General features: G+C 39.5%; 11 protein-coding genes. 1 reads left to right on the top strand and 10 read right to left on the bottom strand.

Going from position 1 to position 20,580, the window contains the following annotated elements:
* Positions 1–2: 2 nt before the first annotated feature.
* The 7 genes from GGR21_RS06525 to GGR21_RS06495 all read right to left on the bottom strand — a co-directional run bounded on the left by GGR21_RS06525 (position 3) and on the right by GGR21_RS06495 (position 13,406).
* Positions 3–1,655 (bottom strand): DNRLRE domain-containing protein, encoded by a 1,653-nt coding sequence (locus tag GGR21_RS06525; RefSeq protein ID WP_183306397.1) that lies wholly within the window; start codon positions 1,653–1,655, stop codon positions 3–5.
* A 17-nt stretch (positions 1,656–1,672) separates the two neighbouring features.
* Positions 1,673–3,916, bottom strand: a complete 2,244-nt coding sequence (locus GGR21_RS06520; protein WP_183306396.1) for a glycoside hydrolase family 3 N-terminal domain-containing protein — start codon at positions 3,914–3,916, stop codon at positions 1,673–1,675.
* Positions 3,917–3,921: 5 nt separating this feature from the next.
* Positions 3,922–5,286 (bottom strand): glucoamylase family protein, encoded by a 1,365-nt coding sequence (locus GGR21_RS06515; RefSeq protein ID WP_183306395.1) that lies wholly within the window; start codon positions 5,284–5,286, stop codon positions 3,922–3,924.
* Positions 5,287–5,400: 114 nt separating this feature from the next.
* Complete coding sequence (locus tag GGR21_RS06510) at positions 5,401–7,224, bottom strand: RagB/SusD family nutrient uptake outer membrane protein (RefSeq protein WP_183306394.1); 1,824 nt, start codon at positions 7,222–7,224, stop codon at positions 5,401–5,403.
* A 14-nt stretch (positions 7,225–7,238) separates the two neighbouring features.
* On the bottom strand, positions 7,239–10,586 hold the full coding sequence (locus tag GGR21_RS06505) for a SusC/RagA family TonB-linked outer membrane protein (protein ID WP_183306393.1): 3,348 nt from the start codon (positions 10,584–10,586) through the stop codon (positions 7,239–7,241).
* A gap of 28 nt (positions 10,587–10,614) precedes the next feature.
* Positions 10,615–11,643, bottom strand: coding sequence for a FecR family protein (locus GGR21_RS06500; protein WP_183306392.1), 1,029 nt, complete (start codon positions 11,641–11,643; stop codon positions 10,615–10,617).
* 56 nt (positions 11,644–11,699) lie between these two features.
* Positions 11,700–13,406 carry a BACON domain-containing protein gene (locus tag GGR21_RS06495; RefSeq protein ID WP_183306391.1) on the bottom strand — a complete coding sequence of 569 codons (1,707 nt, stop codon included), beginning with the start codon at positions 13,404–13,406 and terminating at the stop codon, positions 11,700–11,702.
* Positions 13,407–13,747: 341 nt separating this feature from the next.
* Between GGR21_RS06495 and GGR21_RS06490 the strand changes: the two genes are divergently transcribed.
* Positions 13,748–14,119: a GTP pyrophosphokinase gene (locus GGR21_RS06490; RefSeq protein ID WP_183306390.1), complete on the top strand. Its 372-nt coding sequence runs from the start codon at positions 13,748–13,750 to the stop codon at positions 14,117–14,119.
* Positions 14,120–14,214: 95 nt separating this feature from the next.
* Here the strand turns inward: GGR21_RS06490 and GGR21_RS06485 are convergent, their stop codons facing one another.
* The 3 genes from GGR21_RS06485 to GGR21_RS06475 are packed head-to-tail and all read right to left on the bottom strand — an operon-like array spanning position 14,215 to position 20,571.
* Entirely contained in the window at positions 14,215–15,825 is a 1,611-nt protein-coding gene (locus GGR21_RS06485; protein ID WP_183306389.1) for a sulfatase family protein, read from the bottom strand.
* Positions 15,826–15,836: 11 nt separating this feature from the next.
* A complete protein-coding gene (locus GGR21_RS06480) occupies positions 15,837–17,390 on the bottom strand; it encodes a RagB/SusD family nutrient uptake outer membrane protein (RefSeq protein ID WP_183306388.1) in 1,554 nt (517 codons plus the stop codon).
* A 10-nt stretch (positions 17,391–17,400) separates the two neighbouring features.
* On the bottom strand, positions 17,401–20,571 hold the full coding sequence (locus GGR21_RS06475; RefSeq protein ID WP_183306387.1) for a SusC/RagA family TonB-linked outer membrane protein: 3,171 nt from the start codon (positions 20,569–20,571) through the stop codon (positions 17,401–17,403).
* Positions 20,572–20,580 lie beyond the last annotated feature (9 nt).

Below are 20,580 nucleotides of genomic sequence, written 5' to 3'. Positions count from 1 at the left end.
TTTTACCAAAATGTGTTTTTATTTTTTACTTCCAAGCGTTGCCCCGATTCGGGCCAGTATTTTGCACATTCATCAAATCGTTTCTGAATACGGGCAGGGGCATATTCATTATATTTCTGTTTCTTCCAAAATTTATTGAAATCGACCTGATTTGTATGATCCATAAGAAAACTCCACCTCAACATTTGCCAATATGAATCGTAAAAAAGATATATGTCATGATAATTCATGAAAGCACCAAGTGCATCAATCATTTCTTTTTTATCATTTTTTTCATCTATTAGCCGATGAACAAGCTGTGCAGCATCGTTACATTTATTGTAATATATGCATCTAAGATTTTCCTGCATACTAATAAATGTTTCAACATCATTGTACTGTTCCTCCGACAGATTGAGGTTGTCGATACATTCCATTATTTCTTTTACCCGCCTGAGCTGTATCTCCTCCTGTGTCAGATTTTTGTTTCCTCTGGGATGTATTTTGTACAATATTCCGTCGAAGCTCAATCTATTGTATTTTTTAGATCCCAGCCAAATGTAAGCTGCCTGCAAAGGAGACATTACCTCAATAATGTCTCCACAGTCATACCACCGCTGTTCTCTCACATATTCCCACAGATGTAAATATTTCAACCTGTCTTTTTGAAATTTCTTCAATCCGGCAATATCTTTCCGATCTATAAGATTGTCAATCTCTAAAATAGACTGAGAAAACGGGTAGTAAGCATATGGTAAAACATATTCTCCGTCAACAACAATATCCCAATAATAAGGGTATATTTTTTGGTCACCTTTTAAATTCACAACAGAATCGGTCGTCCAATAGGTATAACGGAAATCTTTTTGTTCCAGATATTGCTTAAAGGCTTTTCCCTGTGGAGGCATAACATAACGGTTATTATAGTTTTTATTCTTATCGGCATTGGTTTTTGACTTCAACTTACTACCTTCGATAATCAATTGCGGCCCTTTCCCCGAAGCGTGTTCCGTAGAATAAAACAAAACATGATCTCCCAGAATCTCTTTATCGGAAATTACTTTCAACAACAGTCCTGCGTTATCTCCAGGCTTATCCAACCAGTCCTGAACCAGTTCGGCTGGTAATGCAAACTCAAGCCATTCACCATCATATTTTGATGCCAGCGCTGTACCTAATGGAGTCTGATAGTAATCTATACCGGGAATACCACATCCACTTTCTCCACCAGCCCATTGCTCACCATTGCCCTTACTTTGCCAACTGGCTGCTGTGTATTGTGGCAATGATTCCATATTACCTTGCTGCCATTCCTTATTGGCTTCCTTGACCTTAAATAACCCGACAGGCACGGTAGCTGACATTTGAGTTATATTCCGTGGTTTATAAATTCTTAAAATTGCCTTATCTACTGTTCCACAATCTACGCCCCTCAGATCGAAACGGATGAGGACATTCCCCCGCCATTGATTCCACATGGCAATAGCATAACCAATATCTAATACCTGGGAAGCCCCAAAGTTCCATCCAGTCCAATAATTATCATCTTCATAAACAAGATCGCTCTGTCTAAGAATAACATCTTCGACCTGTGAGGGCGATGAAATCTTGAATTCTACAGCAGAAATATTTAATGCAATTAAATTCAGCAATAAAAACAGCTTTATTTTTCTCATCCTATCTATTTAACATTCTAATTTATTATAAACTCAGACATCAATGTTGCATCTGAGCTTCCACCTATCCAGACATTATATTTTCCTTTTTCTTGTCCGAAAGTCATATTAGCCCGCCAGAAAGATAAATCTTCCGCAGACAGAGTAAATGTTACTGTTTTACTTTCGTCAGCTTTTAGCATTACTTTTTCAAAGCCTTTCAACTCCTTTATGGGACGTGTAACACTTCCTATCAAATCGCGTATATAGAGTTGAGCAACTTCTTCGCCATCACAGGGTCCTGTATTTTTTATAGTTACACTTATATTTACCGAATCGCCCATTTTTATGTTTACGTTCTCTACACTCAAATTTGAATATTCAAATGTTGTATAGCTTAGTCCATAACCAAACGGGAATAAAGGTTCATTCGAAGTAAACATATACCTGGAAGTATATTTATCACTCGACTGAGATGTAAGTGCGTCAACCGGACGTCCTGTATTCTTCATGTTATAATGAATTGGTACCTGGCCTAGTGTTCTTGGGAATGTCATTGTTATTTTTCCGGAAGGATTATAATCTCCGGAAACGACTTCTGCTAAAGCTTTCCCTGCCATAGTGCCTGGATGCCATGTTAGAAGTATAGCATCCACAAGTTGTGTTTCGTAGGTAAGATCAAGAGGTCTGGCTGTCACTAGTAGAGCGACTATTGGTTTACCTGTAGCTTTAAGTTTCTCCAGTAATATTGTTTGGGTCTCAGGCAGACGTATAGATGTTAAGCTTGTAGCTTCACCGCTCCATGTCTGCGATAGTCCTAAAGTTACGAATACAACATCCGATCTATTTGCTGCATCTATTGCATCCTGATAATCTGTCATTACATTTCCTGCAACAACTTTTATATTCTTATCTCCAAATCTTTCTTTCAGGCCTTCTTCGAAAGTAACAGCCCTGTTTCCATCGGCTGCTACGACCCACGATCCGAGCATCTCCCGCTTATCGTTGGCAAACGGGCCTACCAATGCTATTTTAGTTCCATCGCTCACAGGCAACACGTTTCTCTTGTTTTGCAATAATACCATAGACTTACAGGCCAGTGCACAGGATGCATCTAATGCTTCGGGAGAGTAGTATGCCGTTTCATTTTTTGTACAATACCTGTATGGATCGTCAAACAATCCTAGTCTGAACTTCATAGCTAAAACTTGTGAGCATAGATAGTCTATATTTTTTACATCCAGTTTCCCTTCTAATACCAGTTCTTTCATATATTTAAGATATCCATTGCCAACCATATCCATATTAACTCCGGCTTTTGCCGCTAGTAGAGAAGCTTCTTTAAAATTCTCCGCCACTCCATGATTTACCATTTCGTTAATAGAGCTGTAATCACTCACAACAAATCCATTAAATCCTAGCTCATTCCGTAATAGATCAGTAATAAGGAATTTATTTCCTGATGCCGGTATTCCGTCATATTCGTTAAAAGAAGTCATAACCGTGGCAGCACCCGCATCTAATGCAGCCTGATAAGGAGGTAAATAGATTTCGCGAAGCATCCGTTCAGACATATCCACAGTATGATAGTCACGGCCTGCCTGTGCCGCACCATATGCAGCAAAATGTTTTACACATGCCATAATAGTGTTTGCCCTCGACAAATCGTCGCCCTGATATCCTCTGACCATAGCAGCCGAAATATGACTACCCAGATAAGGATCTTCTCCAGAACCTTCCGAAACCCTGCCCCAACGAGGATCGACACTAATATCGCACATTGGGGAATAAGTCCATGTAATACCGGCTGCAGAAGCTTCTTCGGCCGAAACACGGGCAAAACGTTCTATTTCATCAATATCCCAACTTGCAGAGATACCTATATTAACAGGGAATATAGTTTTATAACCATGTATTACATCCATCCCGAAAAGCATAGGTATCTTGAGGCGTGTGTTTTCTATTGCCATCTTCTGTATCCTGCGCGTTTCTTCAGAAGTTTTGACGCCAAACACATTACCGCAGGCTCCGGATTTTACATAATCGTCCATCTTTTCTGATGACCTTGGTCCTGTCACCATTCCACGTGCCGCAAACAGAACTGTCTGACCGATTTTTTCTTCCAGCGTCATCTTTTTCATCAGATTTTTCACTTTTAGCTCTGTTTCTTTGTCAGTGTAATACTTTGCAGCTGCTCCTCTTGGTGGTAGCTTAGGTTTAGATGCCGTCAAGAGGACAGGTATCAAGAAAGCACAAATCAAAAAATATAATTGTTTCTTCATTTCTTTTAATCTGGCAAATTATCTTTACTAATATCTTTTGTAAATCCCAATTTCTCCAAACCGTTCTTTATTTCCGGTGCGCTCATAAACAATTTCCAGAGCATTCCTGAACGATGGTTTTCAATCATCGGTACCACCGCACATTGATTGTTGCCCAAATAATCGTTTACTACAGAATTGGAAGCCGGAATATATGCATCGTAAAATCCATAAGGGCCCCATAGGTTATCACCGAGGTCGAAATAAAAATGTTTCAGTGCCACCATTATTTCCTTCGGTGCATATGGCATTGCAGCAATCGTCCCGGATGGAGTTATCGCGCCATAGTCTGTCTTAGTGTTATGCGCCTTATACCCTTTCACCGAGTAACCGGCAGAGAAACCCCAACAGTCTGCCCCATAGCCGGGAAAACCTTTCGGATTTTCGATACAATATGCGCGTTGGATTTTCACCTGATTCACATTCACATCCCAATAATTGATGCCCAACTTATCTTTTATTCCATACGGATCGAAGCCCACATAAGAAAATGCTGTCCAAAACAGAGGGCCTACATACTGCTTTCCCGTGTTGTGCATCACAATAGTGGGTATTCCATACAGTGTGGTATCGCTCAGGATGGCTCCTTTTCGAGCCCATCCTTCATAGTATGCTGCCACCGGTAGCGGATGTGTAGGTGAGGATACTCCGAGTATATAAGGAGCAAGGCATTCGTTATACCCTTTAAGTGGGAAATTCTTTTCCCATCCATAATTTGGAGACCAATGCCACATCAACGCGTTCTCGTCATTCAGGTACCAGCTCCACTCCATTTCCTTCCACAGTTTGTCCAATTTTGCGGCTAAGGCTTTCTCCCTTTTATTACCTTTTGCAAAATACTGACGGGCACATAAAATTCCTTCTGCCATAAAAGCACTCTCAGCAATGTCCCCGCCATTATCTTTACTTGCGGGATTAGCAAAAGGTATCGTTTTTGCATTAGTATCGTCAATCCAGTGTGACCACATACCATGATATCGGTCAGAACGTTCTAGAAAATCCGCTATGCGCTCTATTCTTTCGAGTCCTTTTGTTCTTGATATGAACCCACGCTCTATTCCTACCAAAATACCAGCCAAAGCAAAACCCGAGCTACCTACCGTGATAGTATTTTTGTCTCTTTCCGGATTATTTGTTATGATCCTTACACGGGATAATCCTGAGTTAGGCAAGGCAGCATCCCAGATATATTTAAAATATTGCTTTTGGATATATGTTAAGAATTCATCATCGTTTTTAAAGTCCATTTTTCGATTCTTTCCTATATTATCAGCTAAAACCGATGAAACAGAATATAGAAACAGGAACATAATTAAAATCGTTTTTTTCATATTCAATATATAATTTATTTTACAAAAATTTGAGATTATGTATAACAGTAATTTATTGATATAATTTGGCTCGTTGATAAATAAACTTGTTACAACATGAATTTTTATCGATTATTAATCTTCTGGTTCCACATTATTTTCGTACCCTACATACCCGAAATTTTGGTTTATACGTGCCATTGTATTGTCATTAATAGCACTTTCTGGTATAGGCCAATAGATGTGATAAGGACTTATTTTGTACTTTCTTCCATTGTATTCGAAGTCGCGGGGAGTACCGGTTGTTGTATCAAAGTAAATATTGTTTTTAGAAGTCAGCCTATCATAAAACCAATTCTTGATACCGATGTTTTCCTGAGTATATCCATTTTTGTTCAGTTTAGCCATGGTGTAAGCTATCCTTACCAATTCTTGTCTTCGCATTTCTTCTAAAAACAATTCACGAGCTCTTTCATCTAAGACATCGTCTAATGTGGCTGTCCCACTCATAGGTAAAGCACCTGCACGGGTACGCACTTCGTTTATGTCGGCAACAGCATCGCCTCCTCTATTCAGCCAAACCAAAGCTTCGGCACGCATCAGATAAGCTTCTGCCAAACGATATATGTACCAGTCCATACAACCTCCCATCAAATTGAAATTATCAGATAAACGGGTTTCATCATCTACTACAACCTTATTGTATACAATACAATCCCAATTACGTAATGTATCCTGACAGAACTCTATTTTCAAATGTTGGCCATACACATTCGATCCGGGACGGTTATATACCAGAGCTTCCATTGGATACCAATTAGGTGCACTATGGCGCATATCGTTAGCAAATGCCTTATCTGCCCATATTGTATGATGAAAGTACCATGTTTTTTTCTGAGTACCTATACCACGTCCTGTCCATAAAATCTGAGGGCCAGCACTTTCACCCAATGGCCCTGGCCCTCCGGTGTTTCCGTCTACACAACTTACATTCCCACTACCTGTTCCTAAAGAAGAAGTGCCTTTATCATTATCCATATTACCTCTATACCATTCTACCAGATGTTCACGCATACGTTCGCTACCCGTTGTTCCCCCTAATATGCCTGGCCGATCCTGAACAACCAATATTTTTTCGGTGTTCGCTACATCTGAGGCGTTGTATTTATAAAATAAATCAGTCATAATATTGGGGTTTGGTATTTTTACGCTCGGATTTGTAAGCAATGCTCCAAAACGCGCACTCATAAGCTTGAGGGAAGGTGTGTTTATTACTTCGCTCGACGACGATACAGCCTTATCGAACTGTCCGTCCATCAGATAATATTTCGTAAGCAACATATTTCCGGCTGCTCGGTTAACTTGTCCGGGCGACACTGAAACAGGAAGGTTTTTAGTGGCGAATTCAAGGTATGGTATTATAGTAGATATGATTTTCCGCTGGGTTGCAGTCTTGAAGTCCAGCTTGGGATATAAAACTTCTTCCGTAACCAACGGTACATCTCCATAAGTAGTTATAAGCCTGTAATACCAATAACCTAAGAAAAAATATCCATTTGCAAGCAATTCATTTTTCTGACTTTCAGACGCTTGTACATCTTCTATACGGGAAATAATAACATTAGCATAGCTAATTTGTTTATACGCCTGATCCCAGAAGTCTTTTGGGACAGAATATGTAGGATTCATTTCTGAGTCGTAATCCCGGGGCGATCCATTTACTAATACAGCTAAATCGGAACCTTCATATGCACGGCGCATATTCGTTCCCCTACCCATTACTTCGGGACGAAGTCCTTCACATAGTTTATTAATGAGCGACTGCATACCAGAAACTGTTGTATATATATTTTCCGGTACAGATTTGGAAGGCATCTTAGGTTCAAGCCAATCTGATGTACAATTTGTTACTAAAAATGTAATTAATAGTAGAATACTGATCTTATATAGTGTTTTCATATTAAATAATCATATTATAATGTTAAACTAATTCCAAATGTAAACGTAGTAGGGATCGGGGCTTTTGTTTCCACATCCCAATACTTCCATGAGTCAAAACAATAAACGTTATCAACATTGAAAAACAATCGTGTATTTTGAATGGAAAGTTTATTTACAAGTTTTTTAGGAAGCTCGTATGACAATGATACATCTTCAATGCGTAGGAAAGATGCATTTCTGTAAAGTGTTCCAGTCTTTTGTGCACCGAGTCGTCCCCAGTAAGTGGAAGGATTTTCTTCAGTCCAATACGGGTATTTTATTTGTGAAATACGATCGGCATAACCTCCTACAGCAATCTCATTACTTGCTTTTTTATGTCCTAACTCTGCACGAAGCATGAATGAAAGGGTTAAGGAGCGAAAGAATGTCATTGTATTTCGTAACGATATACGGCTTCGTGGCGTTGTATATCCCTGCCAACGATAATCAGCACTGGACAGGCTTGTACTTTCACTATTCATGTATGTCTTATAATCCCCAGGAATACGGCCCTGTTTAGCAGCTTCTTCCTCTTCGCCCTTTTGCCATACTCCTATAATTTGATAGCCATATATTTCATCGATGGCATGTCCTATGTAATAGCCATTTGTAGGATCATCAGCTTCACGCTGTCCCACTACGTTTCCGTTTTCGTCTAATACATCTACCGTCTTCCCATATAGGTGCTTAATTTTATTACGGTTCATCGACATAGTAAAATCAGATGTCCACCTGAAAGCTGAGGTATTGATATTCAGAGAATTGACAGTTAACTCCAATCCTTTCCCCTCAACTTCACCAAGATTAGATCTTACTGTAGTATAACCTGTAATTGTAGGTAATGCTCTACTGGTCAGCATATTTGTAGTTGTTCTTTGATATAGGTCTGTGGTTATATTGATGCGATTATTGAACAAACCCAGATCAAATCCAACATTCGTAGACAAGGTGCTTTCCCATTGTAGTAGCCTGTTCCCCATTTTTATCGGATACATAGTTACTACACTTTGCCCGTCGATTATAGTATATCCGTTATCTAATTGGGAGATAGCATCATAACGGCCAATATTGCTGTTCCCATTTTTTCCATACGAGAAGCGAAGTTTCAGATTACTTATGAAATCTGCTTTCTGCATAAACGATTCTTCACTTAATCTCCATGCTAATGCCAATCCCGGAAAATTTGCCCAAGGCTTGTCCTGACCAAATCGACTGTCCCCATCTCTTCGTATCGATAAAGTCAAAAGATAACGATCCATTAAGGAGTAATTAAGTCGGCCCATATATGAGGCTTTTCTATCCTCTTCATCATTAGATGCAGACGATTTGATATCACCTAATCCGATATTATGGTGTCCAAGCTGCTCAGTGGTTGTAAATCCTGTTGATCCGGCTATGGTTTCATTGCTCTTATATTGGTTTGCACTCTGCAATAAAGTCACATCGAACTTATGTATGGTATTAAATGTTTTATTCCAACGTAGTATATTGTCTATCGACCAGACATGTTCGTTATATTCATTCCTTTCCGCCATACCCAAATCTCTCATTCCGTCGATAGTCCATGATGGCTTGTATAGGTAGTTACGCCTACTTTTCCACATATTGTTGAAGTTCGTTTCGAATTGAAATCCGTATGGAAGTGTCAACTTTGCAAAAACGATACCCAGTATATTCAGCCCTTTATCGTAATTATCCCATTGAGTTTTATCAAGCGGATTTTTCGCCATATTGTCCGTATTCGGATAGCGCATATATGTTCCGTCTTCGTTTTTAATATCGCCTAAAGGACTATTGTCGAATGCGTATGCTAAATCGGCCTGTTGTCCGCCCGAATCGGATGAAGAAAGATTTGCTCTTATTCCTACTTGCAGGAAGTTAGTGATATCGTTTACTATATTAACATGCGATCTGATGTTTTTATATTTACTGCCTACAACGACACCTGTGTTATCAAGCATTCCCAAAGACCAATAATAACTTAAGTTTTTAGATTTTCCCGAAACACTGACGTTATAGTCTATTGAATATCCCGTTTGCAATACTTCATCGAGCCAATCTACTGAATTACGGTTATAATAATTTGTTATTTCCCCCGGATATAACTTTAAACGGTTTAACCAGACTTCAGTTGGGTCACTATTAGGATTCACTCCGTCGTAGCCCATCCATGTAGCCAAATCAACGTTTTTTAGTTCATATGGACTAGAGAAGAATTCTTCTTTATCTGAATTAGGAGCTTTATCTGTTAACAGTTTATTTCCCCGCATTTTCAGATATTCGTTTACACCATAAGTTTCTTGCAGATTAAATTGTTTAGCAAAACTTGTTTTCAAATCAAAACGGATGGTAGGTTTTTCATTATTCCCATTCTTAGTGGTTATCAGAACAACTCCATTAGCACCATTTGCCCCGTAAACAGCAGTAGAACTGGCATCCTTCATTACTGAGACTGATTCTATATCATTTGGGTTGATGTCATTCAGGTCTCCCGGATATATCATTCCATCTATGACAACTAAAGGCGAACCTTTCCCGCTAAGGGAAGTCTGGTCTCTTACGGATAAAGTCTGTTGTCCTTTTACCGAAGAGCTACGGGCAATGTTCAGTCCGGCAACTGCACCTCTCAAATAATCCCCTAAAGATAAGGCTTGTTTCGATTCGTAGTCAGACATTTTGATTTGAGTTACAGACCCTGTCAAATCGCTTTTCTTCTGCACCCCGTATCCAACGACCACCACTTCATTTAATTCAGATACGGCTTCGGACAATTCAACGTTTATTGTAGAGCGATTTTTAGAAGATACAGTTTCCGGTTGAAATCCTAAAAAAGAGAACTCAAGAAGTGAATCATCAGCTACCTGTATCTTATAATATCCATTCTCATCGGTCATTTGAGCATTTTGAGTATTTTTCTCTCTTACCACAGCTCCGATTACCGGTTCTCCAGTGCGGTCTACAACACGACCTTGTATCTCTATTTTATTTCCCGAACCGGGTTGTTGTGAAAGAGATACTGGACTTATCTCTTTTTTAGAAATCGAAATATTACGCCCGATAATATTAACTGCAATGTTTTGCCCTGTAAATATTTCGTTTACTATATTGGATATATCTTTATTTTCGGCATTGATGGATATCTTTTGTTTCAAGTCAATATCTTTTGTTTTTATAACTACCGAATAATTATAATTTTTTTGCAGCATCTCAATAGCTTGCTGCACCGTTACCTGATTCAGTTTCAATGTTATGTTTTGAGCTTGCATAGACAAAGAAACAAGGCTGAGACCCAGTGTAATAAAGATTACACAACAGTATTTAAGGTTAATAAGTTGTTTCATATTAATAATCAGTTAATATTGTTTTTCATTATTTTGAAGGAAAAATGTCGATTACATTATTTTTTCGGATAAATTTCAAGGTTTTGTTAATATTTAGCATTTCCAGTATTTCGTTGAGTGATTCGTTATTTACAAATGAAGCGTAGTAGAGTTCCTTTTTCAGGTTTTCATCTCGTATTACAATTAATACATCGAATTTTCGCTGCAATTCTAATGCTATCTCTTCGAGTGTTATATTTCGGAAGTAGATACCTGCATTCTCATCACTCCACGAAATATAATCGTCGGAAGAAAAACTGTATGACTCTACTTTTCCTGATGCATGATTGAATATCAAACTGGTTCCGGGAGTTAAAGAATAGCTATGATTGGCTCCATTATACTTAAAGTCCAAATCAATACTACCTTCTACCAACGATACTTCGGTTCTGGTTTCTTCGGGATATGACTTTACGTTAAATTTCGTACCCAATACTTTTATATCAATATCTTTAACCGATAAATAAAATGGTTTGGAAGGGTCTTTAGCAATGTCAACATACACTTCTCCTGAGACGAATATTTGCCTTTTCTTACTATCAAATTTTTCCGGATATATAATCTTACTGCCGGCGTTAAGCCATACTGAAGAATTATCAGATAGTCTGATATGCTTTTTATCAGCATAGTGAACATATTCTTCAACCCAGTTTTTAGGCTGACGACTTTCGTTGTAATAATATGCGGCAAACATTATCAACGGAATAACTGCAACAGCTGCTATTCTCTGAAGCCATAGAATGCTTCTTTTTAATTTCTGTTTGTTCGATTTCATTTCAGAGGATACAACAAGAGATTCATATTTATTATCTAAACTATATACGAACCTGGCGTATGCATCCTGAGCTTTTTCAATATCTCTTATTTCCGGCACTTCGTCCCACAGTAGGGTCATCGCATCCAAAAATGCAGGACTATCACTATTTTGAATAATCCACTGTTTCACTTTTCCTTCCTCTTCTTCGGTACAGTTTCCTAGAAAATAGTTTTTCAATTGCTCATTATTCATTTTTTGCATATTCATATATTTATTGACTTGTATCCTCTGTTTCTTTATCTATTGGGATTTACAACTTAATGACCCTCTGCGTTTGCACTTGTTCCCGCTATACTCATGACAAAACCACCATAGTTGCAGTCGGTATATGTTGCGCTACCCTTCTGTCCTATAATACCACCGATATACCTTCCGGCAGTAGGAAGTGTCGCATTGGTGAGTACATCAATGTTTCCAAGATTTGTACAAGCTGAAATAGATAGCGCCGCTGTTGCTTTCCCGACTATTCCTCCTGCATTCTGAGCAGCAATTACCGTCCCGTTTATACTATTTGTACTTAAAGTGATAGATGTCGCTGCCGTGACTTTTCCGGCAATGCCGCCTGCACTTACAAGTTCTTTATTGCAGTTACTTTTGACTAATGCGTTATTTAAACTATTTTTGATTACTGCGGTGGCAGTTGTAACATTTCCGGCAATGCCGCCTACAGTTGCATTATCTGAGGAGGAAAGGTCGGTAGCAACTAAGGTTATTTCACCATTATTTTCACAACCATATCCATCACCGTCATTTCCGATATTACTTGTACCCTGAGCCTGTCCGGCAATTCCACCCACAGCTACGGCTCCAATTGCGGTCACGCTGATTTTGCCGTTATTGATACAGCCAAGAAGTGTCTGACCATTTAGCTGGCCGACAATGCCTCCTGTCTGTGTTACATCACAAGTGACTGATATATTCCCGTTGTTGATACAGTTCTCAAAAGTATATGAGCCTCCACCTGCACCGGCTATACCGCCTACGCGATTAGACACGGCCTGAATATCCACATTGCTTTGGCAATCAACTATTTTTGTTCTTCCGTATGCCACTATTCCTCCTACGCGTGTAGAGTTAGTGCCTGTTTGGGTTAGACTACCTTTTGCAATACAGTTTTTTATGTATCCATCATCAGCCGAAAGCGAGAACCCGACAATAGTAGCTAAATGCCCATTAGATTGATTGAATGATGATATACCTGTTATATCTACAATCAAGTTTTCTATGATGGCTTTAGGGCCGATACGGGTAAAGAGAGCCACAATCATTTTATCACCGCCATCCAGCTGTCCTTTTATTGTATGTCCATTGCCATTGAATGTTCCGTTGAAAGCAGCATCGCTACCTTCCATAAGGTTGTTATTGGTACTCATACCACCCATACATGGTATCTTATCTGCGCCGAAATCAATATTATCCATCAGGTTAACAATACCATTCTCGTCTGACCATTGACTATAATCCTGATTACCGGATATTGCTTCGCCAAACTCGACAAGGTCTTGTTTGGACCAAATACCCGGACCTCGTTCAGGCTTTTCGGGACCGACTTGCGTAATCAAGATAAATTTCCGTTTTACTACATCATTATCAATATCGCCCGACTTGATAGATATAATGGCTGTCCGAGTTGTATAATCTACAAATTCAGGAACAGAAACAGTAATTTTCTGTTCCGAAGCATTCTTCGAATCAGCTGTTGGGGTGTATGTAAGCCAATTCGCATTTGTATGAATTTGCCATTTTGCATTCGTATTTAATGTAAAAGACATTTCTCCGCCTTCTGGGTCAAAGACAAGAGTGTCGACACTAGTTTCAATATTGTAGTGTAAGGCTGGATCGGAATCTTCGTCACTACAACTCACACAAAAAACAATCAGGGCTAAAAAAAACAGCAAATTCATGTAATTCAGAATAAGGGGCTTATTCGCTTTAAGGTTGCATTTACAGGAAAGTTCATTCATATACTATAAATTTACAGGTTAACAATAAATTAATTCCGCTATTAATAAATACGTATTGAAAATAAAAACTACGTACTCCTGCAAAAAAAATATTTCAAATTGATATAAGTTTCATTGTAATCAACTCCAAATGAGACAAGTTGGGATAAAGGAAAAGAAATAAAAATTATCCTATTCGTTTACAAAATGTTGTAGATACTATTTTAGAGATATAAAAGGTCATCTGTCACTGGAAGAAGTGAAAAAACTGGAAACATACATTTAGATCTGATATAAAAAAACGTTCTATAGAAACGACAAGCAATATAACTTGTAGTTTTTTATTTATTACCTTTACGCCTATGAGCAAAATATTAGAAAAAGCCATACAAATAGCAGTGAACGCCCATTTCGGTCAAACCGATAAAGCCGGGGCACCTTACATCTTTCATCCTTTAAGGGGGATGAGTTACGTATCAACTAGCGAAGAATGGATTGTAGCCGTTTTGCATGATGTTGTAGAAGACACCGACGTTACTTTTGAAAATCTTATTGACGCAGGAATACCCAAACATCTTATACTTATTTTAAGAGTCCTCACACGGACAAAAGATATGGATATTTCGCGCCTGCCGAATATAACTGAAGAAGATTTGGCAAGACTGCAGAAATATTCAGTAAGTCTTAAATTCCTAAAATCAGCTTCAGGAAATAAATTTCAAATAACCACATAAAGAAATCAAACCTGCAAGGCTCCCGGAAAAAAAGAAACATGAGCCTCACAGGTTCGAAATCAATCAATATTAATGTTAATCACAGTCCCGAATCGCTATTCTGGGACATCGAGATCTTTTCGATAGGAATTTAATTCATTAGTAAGCCTTTTTATTTCAGCTTCATATTCCGGCTTACCATATATATTTTTAACTTCATTCGGATCAGTTTTCAGATCAAAGAATTCGTAGTAATCCAAATCATGCCCTGCATCTTTACCTTCGCCTTTTCCGTAGAAATGAATCAATTTATATCTTCCGTCATATACTCCATCGTGGCGCCTTACCGAGTGAATTGCGGGATAATCATAATAATGATAGTATAAAGATGTTCGCCAGTCCTGTGGTGTCTTATTGTTCGCCATAATCTCCTTTATGGATAAGCCATCCATTTCAGCCGGAGGAGTAATACCGGCAAAGTCAAGGTAAGTAGGAGCGAAATCAATATTCTGCACCAATGCGTCACAAACAACTCCTGCCGGTATCTTACCCGGACACATAGCCAGGATAGGCGTCCGCATCGACTCGGAATACATGAAACGTTTGTCAAACCATCCATGTTCCCCCATATAGAATCCCTGATCGGACGTGTAGACAATAAGTGTATTTTCCATCATTCCGTTTGCTTCCAGATAATCAAGTAGTCTTCCTATTTGTTCATCAACCGACTTTATGGTACGCATATAATCTTTCATATAACGCTGGTATTTCCACTTAGCCAGTTCTTCTCCTTTCAGGTTTGCTTTCAGGAATGCTTCATTCTTCGGCTTATAAGCAGCATCCCATGCGGCAACTTGCGAGGGCGTCATTCTCGATCGAGACTTTTCCCAACCATTCAATGACCATTTTTCCTGCTCGCTATTAGGTTCTTTTACAATTTCATTCACTTTGAGATCATAACGTAAAGTCATAAAGTCGGCAATCTTCATTTCCTGGGATTTTGCCGCTTCGCCGCGAGTGGAATAATCATCAAAGAACGTTTCGGGATAAGGGAATTCCATATCTTCATACAGTTTCAGATATTTTTCTTCCGGCATCCAGTTACGGTGTGGCGCTTTGTGATGAACCAACAGGCAGAAAGGCTTCGTTGAGTCCCTGTGATCGAGCCACTCGATAGCATGATTCGTAATAAGAGTTGTCGCGTACCCTTCTTCCCTGATATACTCTCCGTTTGTTTCCTTCGTCCTGAACTCCGGATTGTAGTATTCGCCCTGATCTTCAAGTATTTTATAATAATCAAAACCTTTCGGCTCGGTTTTCAGATGCCATTTGCCGACAATAGCAGTTTGATAGCCGGCTTGCTGTAATAATTCAGGAAAAACAGTGTTATCTTCTTTAAATCCTTTAGTCAGTGTTTTCTGACCATGTTTATGACTGTATAAACCTGTGAGAAGCGTTGCCCTGCTGGGAGCTGAAATTGAATTCTCTACACAACCCTGTGTAAACAGCATCCCCTTCTGGGCAATACGATCAATATTGGGAGTTGGTACCATCTTGGAAACCGGATGCGGGTATGCACTTATTGTTTGCCACGAATGATCGTCAGTCATTATATGGATAATGTTGTACTGTTTTTCCGTTTCTTTTTCCGTTTTACACGAATTCAGAGATACAATAGTGGCAACTCCGGCAGTTGCCGCCATTATGTAGCTGTTATATCTTTTCATAGTTTTCAGAATTATCTATATGCAACATTTTGTTCGATAATGCCTTTCGAATCGATAACCACTTGTGGATCAATAGGGAATACATAACGGTTAGGGTCATTATTATAAGCGCTGGCATCGGCTGTTGAAAGCCCTCTTTTGCCATATTCAGCCCATTTACCATGACGGATAAGATCCATATGCCTTACACCCTCACAATAAAGTTCATGCCCTCTTTCTAACAGAATGGCTTCGCGAAAAGCATCCGGCGATGCCACATGGATTCCGCCATCTATCGTTTCTATACCGGACACACCTGCTCGGGAACGAACCTGATTGACCAACTTGATAGCCTGCGGTGTAACGCCTTCTGTTTCGAATATCGTTTCGGCATAAATCAATATGGCTTCTGCATAGCGGAATACAGGAATATCGTTACGGGAAAAGTTTCCGTTTGCGCTTGGGTCTTGGTCATATTTGAAAGGGATGGCTCCACTTGCAAGACCATTATTACGGTCTTTTGTTACGCCTTTGTTGTTGACATAGGATGCGACAATCGTATTCAACCTTTCGTCATGCGGTTCATAAGTATCATAAAAATCCCATCTCATACGGTGCGTACTGCTACCTGTTGCATAGGGTGAAATATGCACATAATCGGAAGGCATAGCGGCGCAATACCATTGGTTCGGGCTATAATCTTTTGTACCGTCGCAAGGGATGGCTAATATCAGTTCCTTATTCTTTTCATTGCTTATACTAAAAACATTCTGATAGGACGGTTCAAGACGATAGATGTTTCCGACACCCGATTCAATTCCCATTTCGTACAAATCCTTAGCAATAGGTTTAGCACTTTGGTAATCCCCTTTCATAAGATATATGCGAAGAAGCATCATTCTGGCCGCACCTTTAGTAATCCGTCCCCAGTCACTCTGCGTCTCAGGCAATAACGGTATCGCTTCTTCCAGATTGGAGATCAGGTAATTTAAGAATACTTCGCCGGTTGGTTTTGGCAACCATTCGCCGCTCTGGGGATCAGCATCCCATTTTATAAGTTGTTCATCACTGGCAAACGGTACCGGACCAAACATATCATATAGTATCATTCCTGTCCACCCAATAACAGCCTGTGCTTCTGCCGCATACTTTTCTTTGTTCGGCAAATCCGTTTCCATAATCCTTATGTAAGCCATTCGTGCCTGTGACAGATGATTAACCTTAGGAAAATATTTACTGGTGAGCGGATTCATAATATTATTGCTGTTTAGCTGCCAGCTATGCCTGTTGCACAACGTAGAAGTTGCATTTGTATTAGACTTATCGGTGGTTAAAATGTCTGTTGTATTTTCCGTTATAGAGTAGTATCCTGCGTCCAGGGTTGCATAAAATCCCCAAACATTAGCATCCCCATTAGAAGAGCCGAAGGGTTTATAAAGAGAATATACGTACAGTTTAAGGTCATTTTCGTTTTTGAGAAAATTCTCAAGTTGAATGGTTGACGAATCCGTTCTTTCTAAATCCATACATGAGTTGAATGACAGTACGGATAATACGGCTATAAGTGATATAATATATTTTTTCATGGCTATCGGTTTAAAATTTAATATCGATTCCAAATGTATATGTCCTTTGATTGGGATAAGCTGCCTGTGAATCAGTTTCAGGATCAGATCCGGAATAAGGAGTAATAACGAAAAGGTTTCTGGCTGTGGCATATAACCTCACACTGGAGAATACTTTACTTGTTAATTTTTTAGGTAGCGTATAGCCTAATGTTATGTTCTCACAGCGCAGGAACGATGCCTTCTCGTAATAAAAACGCTGCACCTGTCCGGAAGATACTGCTGTGGCAAATATAGACGGAGTCGTTGAATTCATATTATCATAAGACCATCTGTTTTTTAATTTTGCCAGTGTATTTTCACCGTAAGTATATACATTCTCCATATTCCCGCTAAATAGACGGTAGGTAGCATTGCTCTGCCAATTGTTCAACATACCGTACAGATAGATATTCAGGTCAAAGTTTTTATACTCGAAACTATTGTTGATACTGAAAGGGATCGGGGTACTGTTGCCAAAATGCTGCAAATCGGCCTCATCTATTTTTCCATCCGGTGAACCCGAATATGCAGGTTTTCCATTTACCATTACTATATTCCCGTTTTCATCGCGCAGGTAACCATTTACATCTTTTACCTTGATAGCTCCGGCATTCGTTTCTCCGGCAGGTACCAGACCGTCTATCTCATATTGCCATATTTCTCCTTTGTCCTGACGTTGTTTCTCGTTTATCCCAAGTACATAATTGGCATCTCTGCGGATATAGAAATTCCGGTAATATGAAAATACAATATCGGTAGACCATTTGAAGTCTTTATTATGAAAATTTACAGAACTGATATTCAAATCAACCCCTTTGTTTCCATCCACCTGGCTCAGATTATAATCCATTGTATTCACTTCCATATTGATCGGTAATTGCCGTTGTCCGATAAGGTTTGTTATGCGTGAATAGTAGAAATCTACCGATCCCGAAAGCCGTCCTTTAAATAACCCCCAGTCTAACCCAACATTGTAATTGTCTTTTGTTTCCCAGCTTAAATCCGGATTTCCTATCTTTTCCATTCCCAATCCGGCTGTTGGTATCTTATTGAAAGCATAGTATTTCGTTCCGAGGTAGGAGTAGGTTCCGGTAAGGTTTCCATCGTTACCGACTCTACCGTATCCGGCTCTTAGCTTCAGATCGTTGATTACTTTATTGTTTTGTAAAAATGGCTCCTCTGTTATTCTCCATGCGGCAGACACTCCGGGGAATACGCCCCATTGTTTATTTTCGGCAAAGTTAGATGAACCGTCTACACGTAGATTAGCCGTTAAGAGATACTTATTATTAAAGGCATAATTGAAACGGGCTATATATGATGCTCTTTCTTCTCCTATCAGATATGAGGTCACTTCCGGACGTGTCATTGCTCCTGCTCCCATATTATTCCATAAGAAATCATCAGAAGGGAAATCGGAGTTTACCATTGTTTTCCCGAATTGTTCTTTATTTTCATATTCGAAAGCTCCCATTATACCGAAGCTGTGCTTCTCTCCCAGATTGAATTTATAGTCGGCAAGCAGGTTAACAAGATAATTTTCGTTCTTATTCTCTCCGATATAGGCATACATTGAAGCCTGATTCCCTATCGATATTGTAGAAGGAAGATATGACTTACGTTCATTATTTCTCAGATTTGCTCCCACTGTACCTTTTATCATCAAATTCTTAATTGGGGTAAGCTCGATTGAAGCCGTACCAAATATGTCGTCTCGTTTACTTTTGTCCTGCGCATCAAGGAAAGAAACCGGATTAGGACGGTTTGTACGATCTGGATTCAATACATATTTGCCATCTTCATCCCTGATAGGCAATACCGGGTTAAACTCCAATGAACTGGCAATGACGCCTGCAAATTGCGCGCCCCCGCTTCTGCCGCCTTCTCCATAAATGTTATCCAGCTTATTGCGGCTGAAGGAGAGGCTGACATTACCCTTAATCCAGTTGTTGAATTTCTGATCGAGATTCAGACGCATGGTGAAACGGTTGAAATCATTCCCTTTTATCACCGCTTTGTTATCCAGATTGCTCATAGAGAATAAATATTGTGTCTTCTCACTTCCTCCTGTAACATTCAGCGATTCATTGTGTAAGAATCCGTCTCTGGTTACCTCATCTATCCAGTTTGTACCTCCTGTGAATGCAGCTATTTCTGCCTCCGTATATGGATATGCCACATCATTATTCATAAAATCAGTCCACTGACGTGTTCCGTAAGGATAAACATTATTATTATTCATCCATATTTCACGTGCGATTTTATTTCTCTCCCTCATATAGTCTTGTCCCTGCAACATTTCGGGCATACCATACATCTTCTGTAACGATGCTGATGCAGAGAAAGATACCTGCACCTTCGACTCGGTTCCCCGTTTTGTGGTTATCAACACAACCCCATTCGCAGCCCTAGAACCATAAATGGCTGTCGCACTGGCATCTTTTAGGATATCTATCGATTTTATATCTTCCGGGTTGAGATTGATAAAGTTATTATCCGTTGGTACAGAAGCCAGTTTATTTCCGGTCTCTTTCTTATTTTCCGATAAGTACTGATCGCCCAATGGGGACATCGGCACACCGTCTATAACGATGAGTGGAGTACCTCCTCCTCGAATACTGAAATTCAAAGCGCCACCGGGAGCTGCGGATGTTTGTTGCACGATCAAACCCGAAGCACGTCCTGCCAGCATACTACCAAGTGAGGCCGTCGATGATTTAGGCATTTCGCTGGTTTTGAGAGCAGATACGGCACTGGTAACGGCGCCTCTCTTCACAGTTCCATATCCGATGACAACTACATCGTCAAATTCTACAGAAACCGGGTTCATAGTTATGTTAATATGTTGACGCCCGTTTGTTTTTTCAGTTACTTTTTCGTATCCGATGAATGAAAAGGTTATTATCTGGGCAGGTGTAAAACCTTGAGCCGATTGTAACGAGTAATTACCATTATCATCAGTCATTGTACCTGTTGTAGTACCTTCCACCGCAACAGTAACCCCTATCATCGGAGAACCGGTTTCATCTATAACTTTTCCCTGAATAACCGTATTGGTTTGTGCATATGCCTCACCTCCAATCAGGAAGAAGACGAAGCAACAGATTGCCAGACAAATAGTCTTCGCTGTACACATCTTATATTGCCAAATATGTTTCATATTAATTAG

The sequence above is a fragment of the Dysgonomonas hofstadii genome (genome assembly GCF_014196915.1).
GTDB classification, from domain to species: Bacteria; Bacteroidota; Bacteroidia; order Bacteroidales; family Dysgonomonadaceae; genus Dysgonomonas; species Dysgonomonas hofstadii.
Note: the sequence above shows the minus strand (reverse complement) of the source record. Positions and strands in the feature narration are given on the sequence as shown.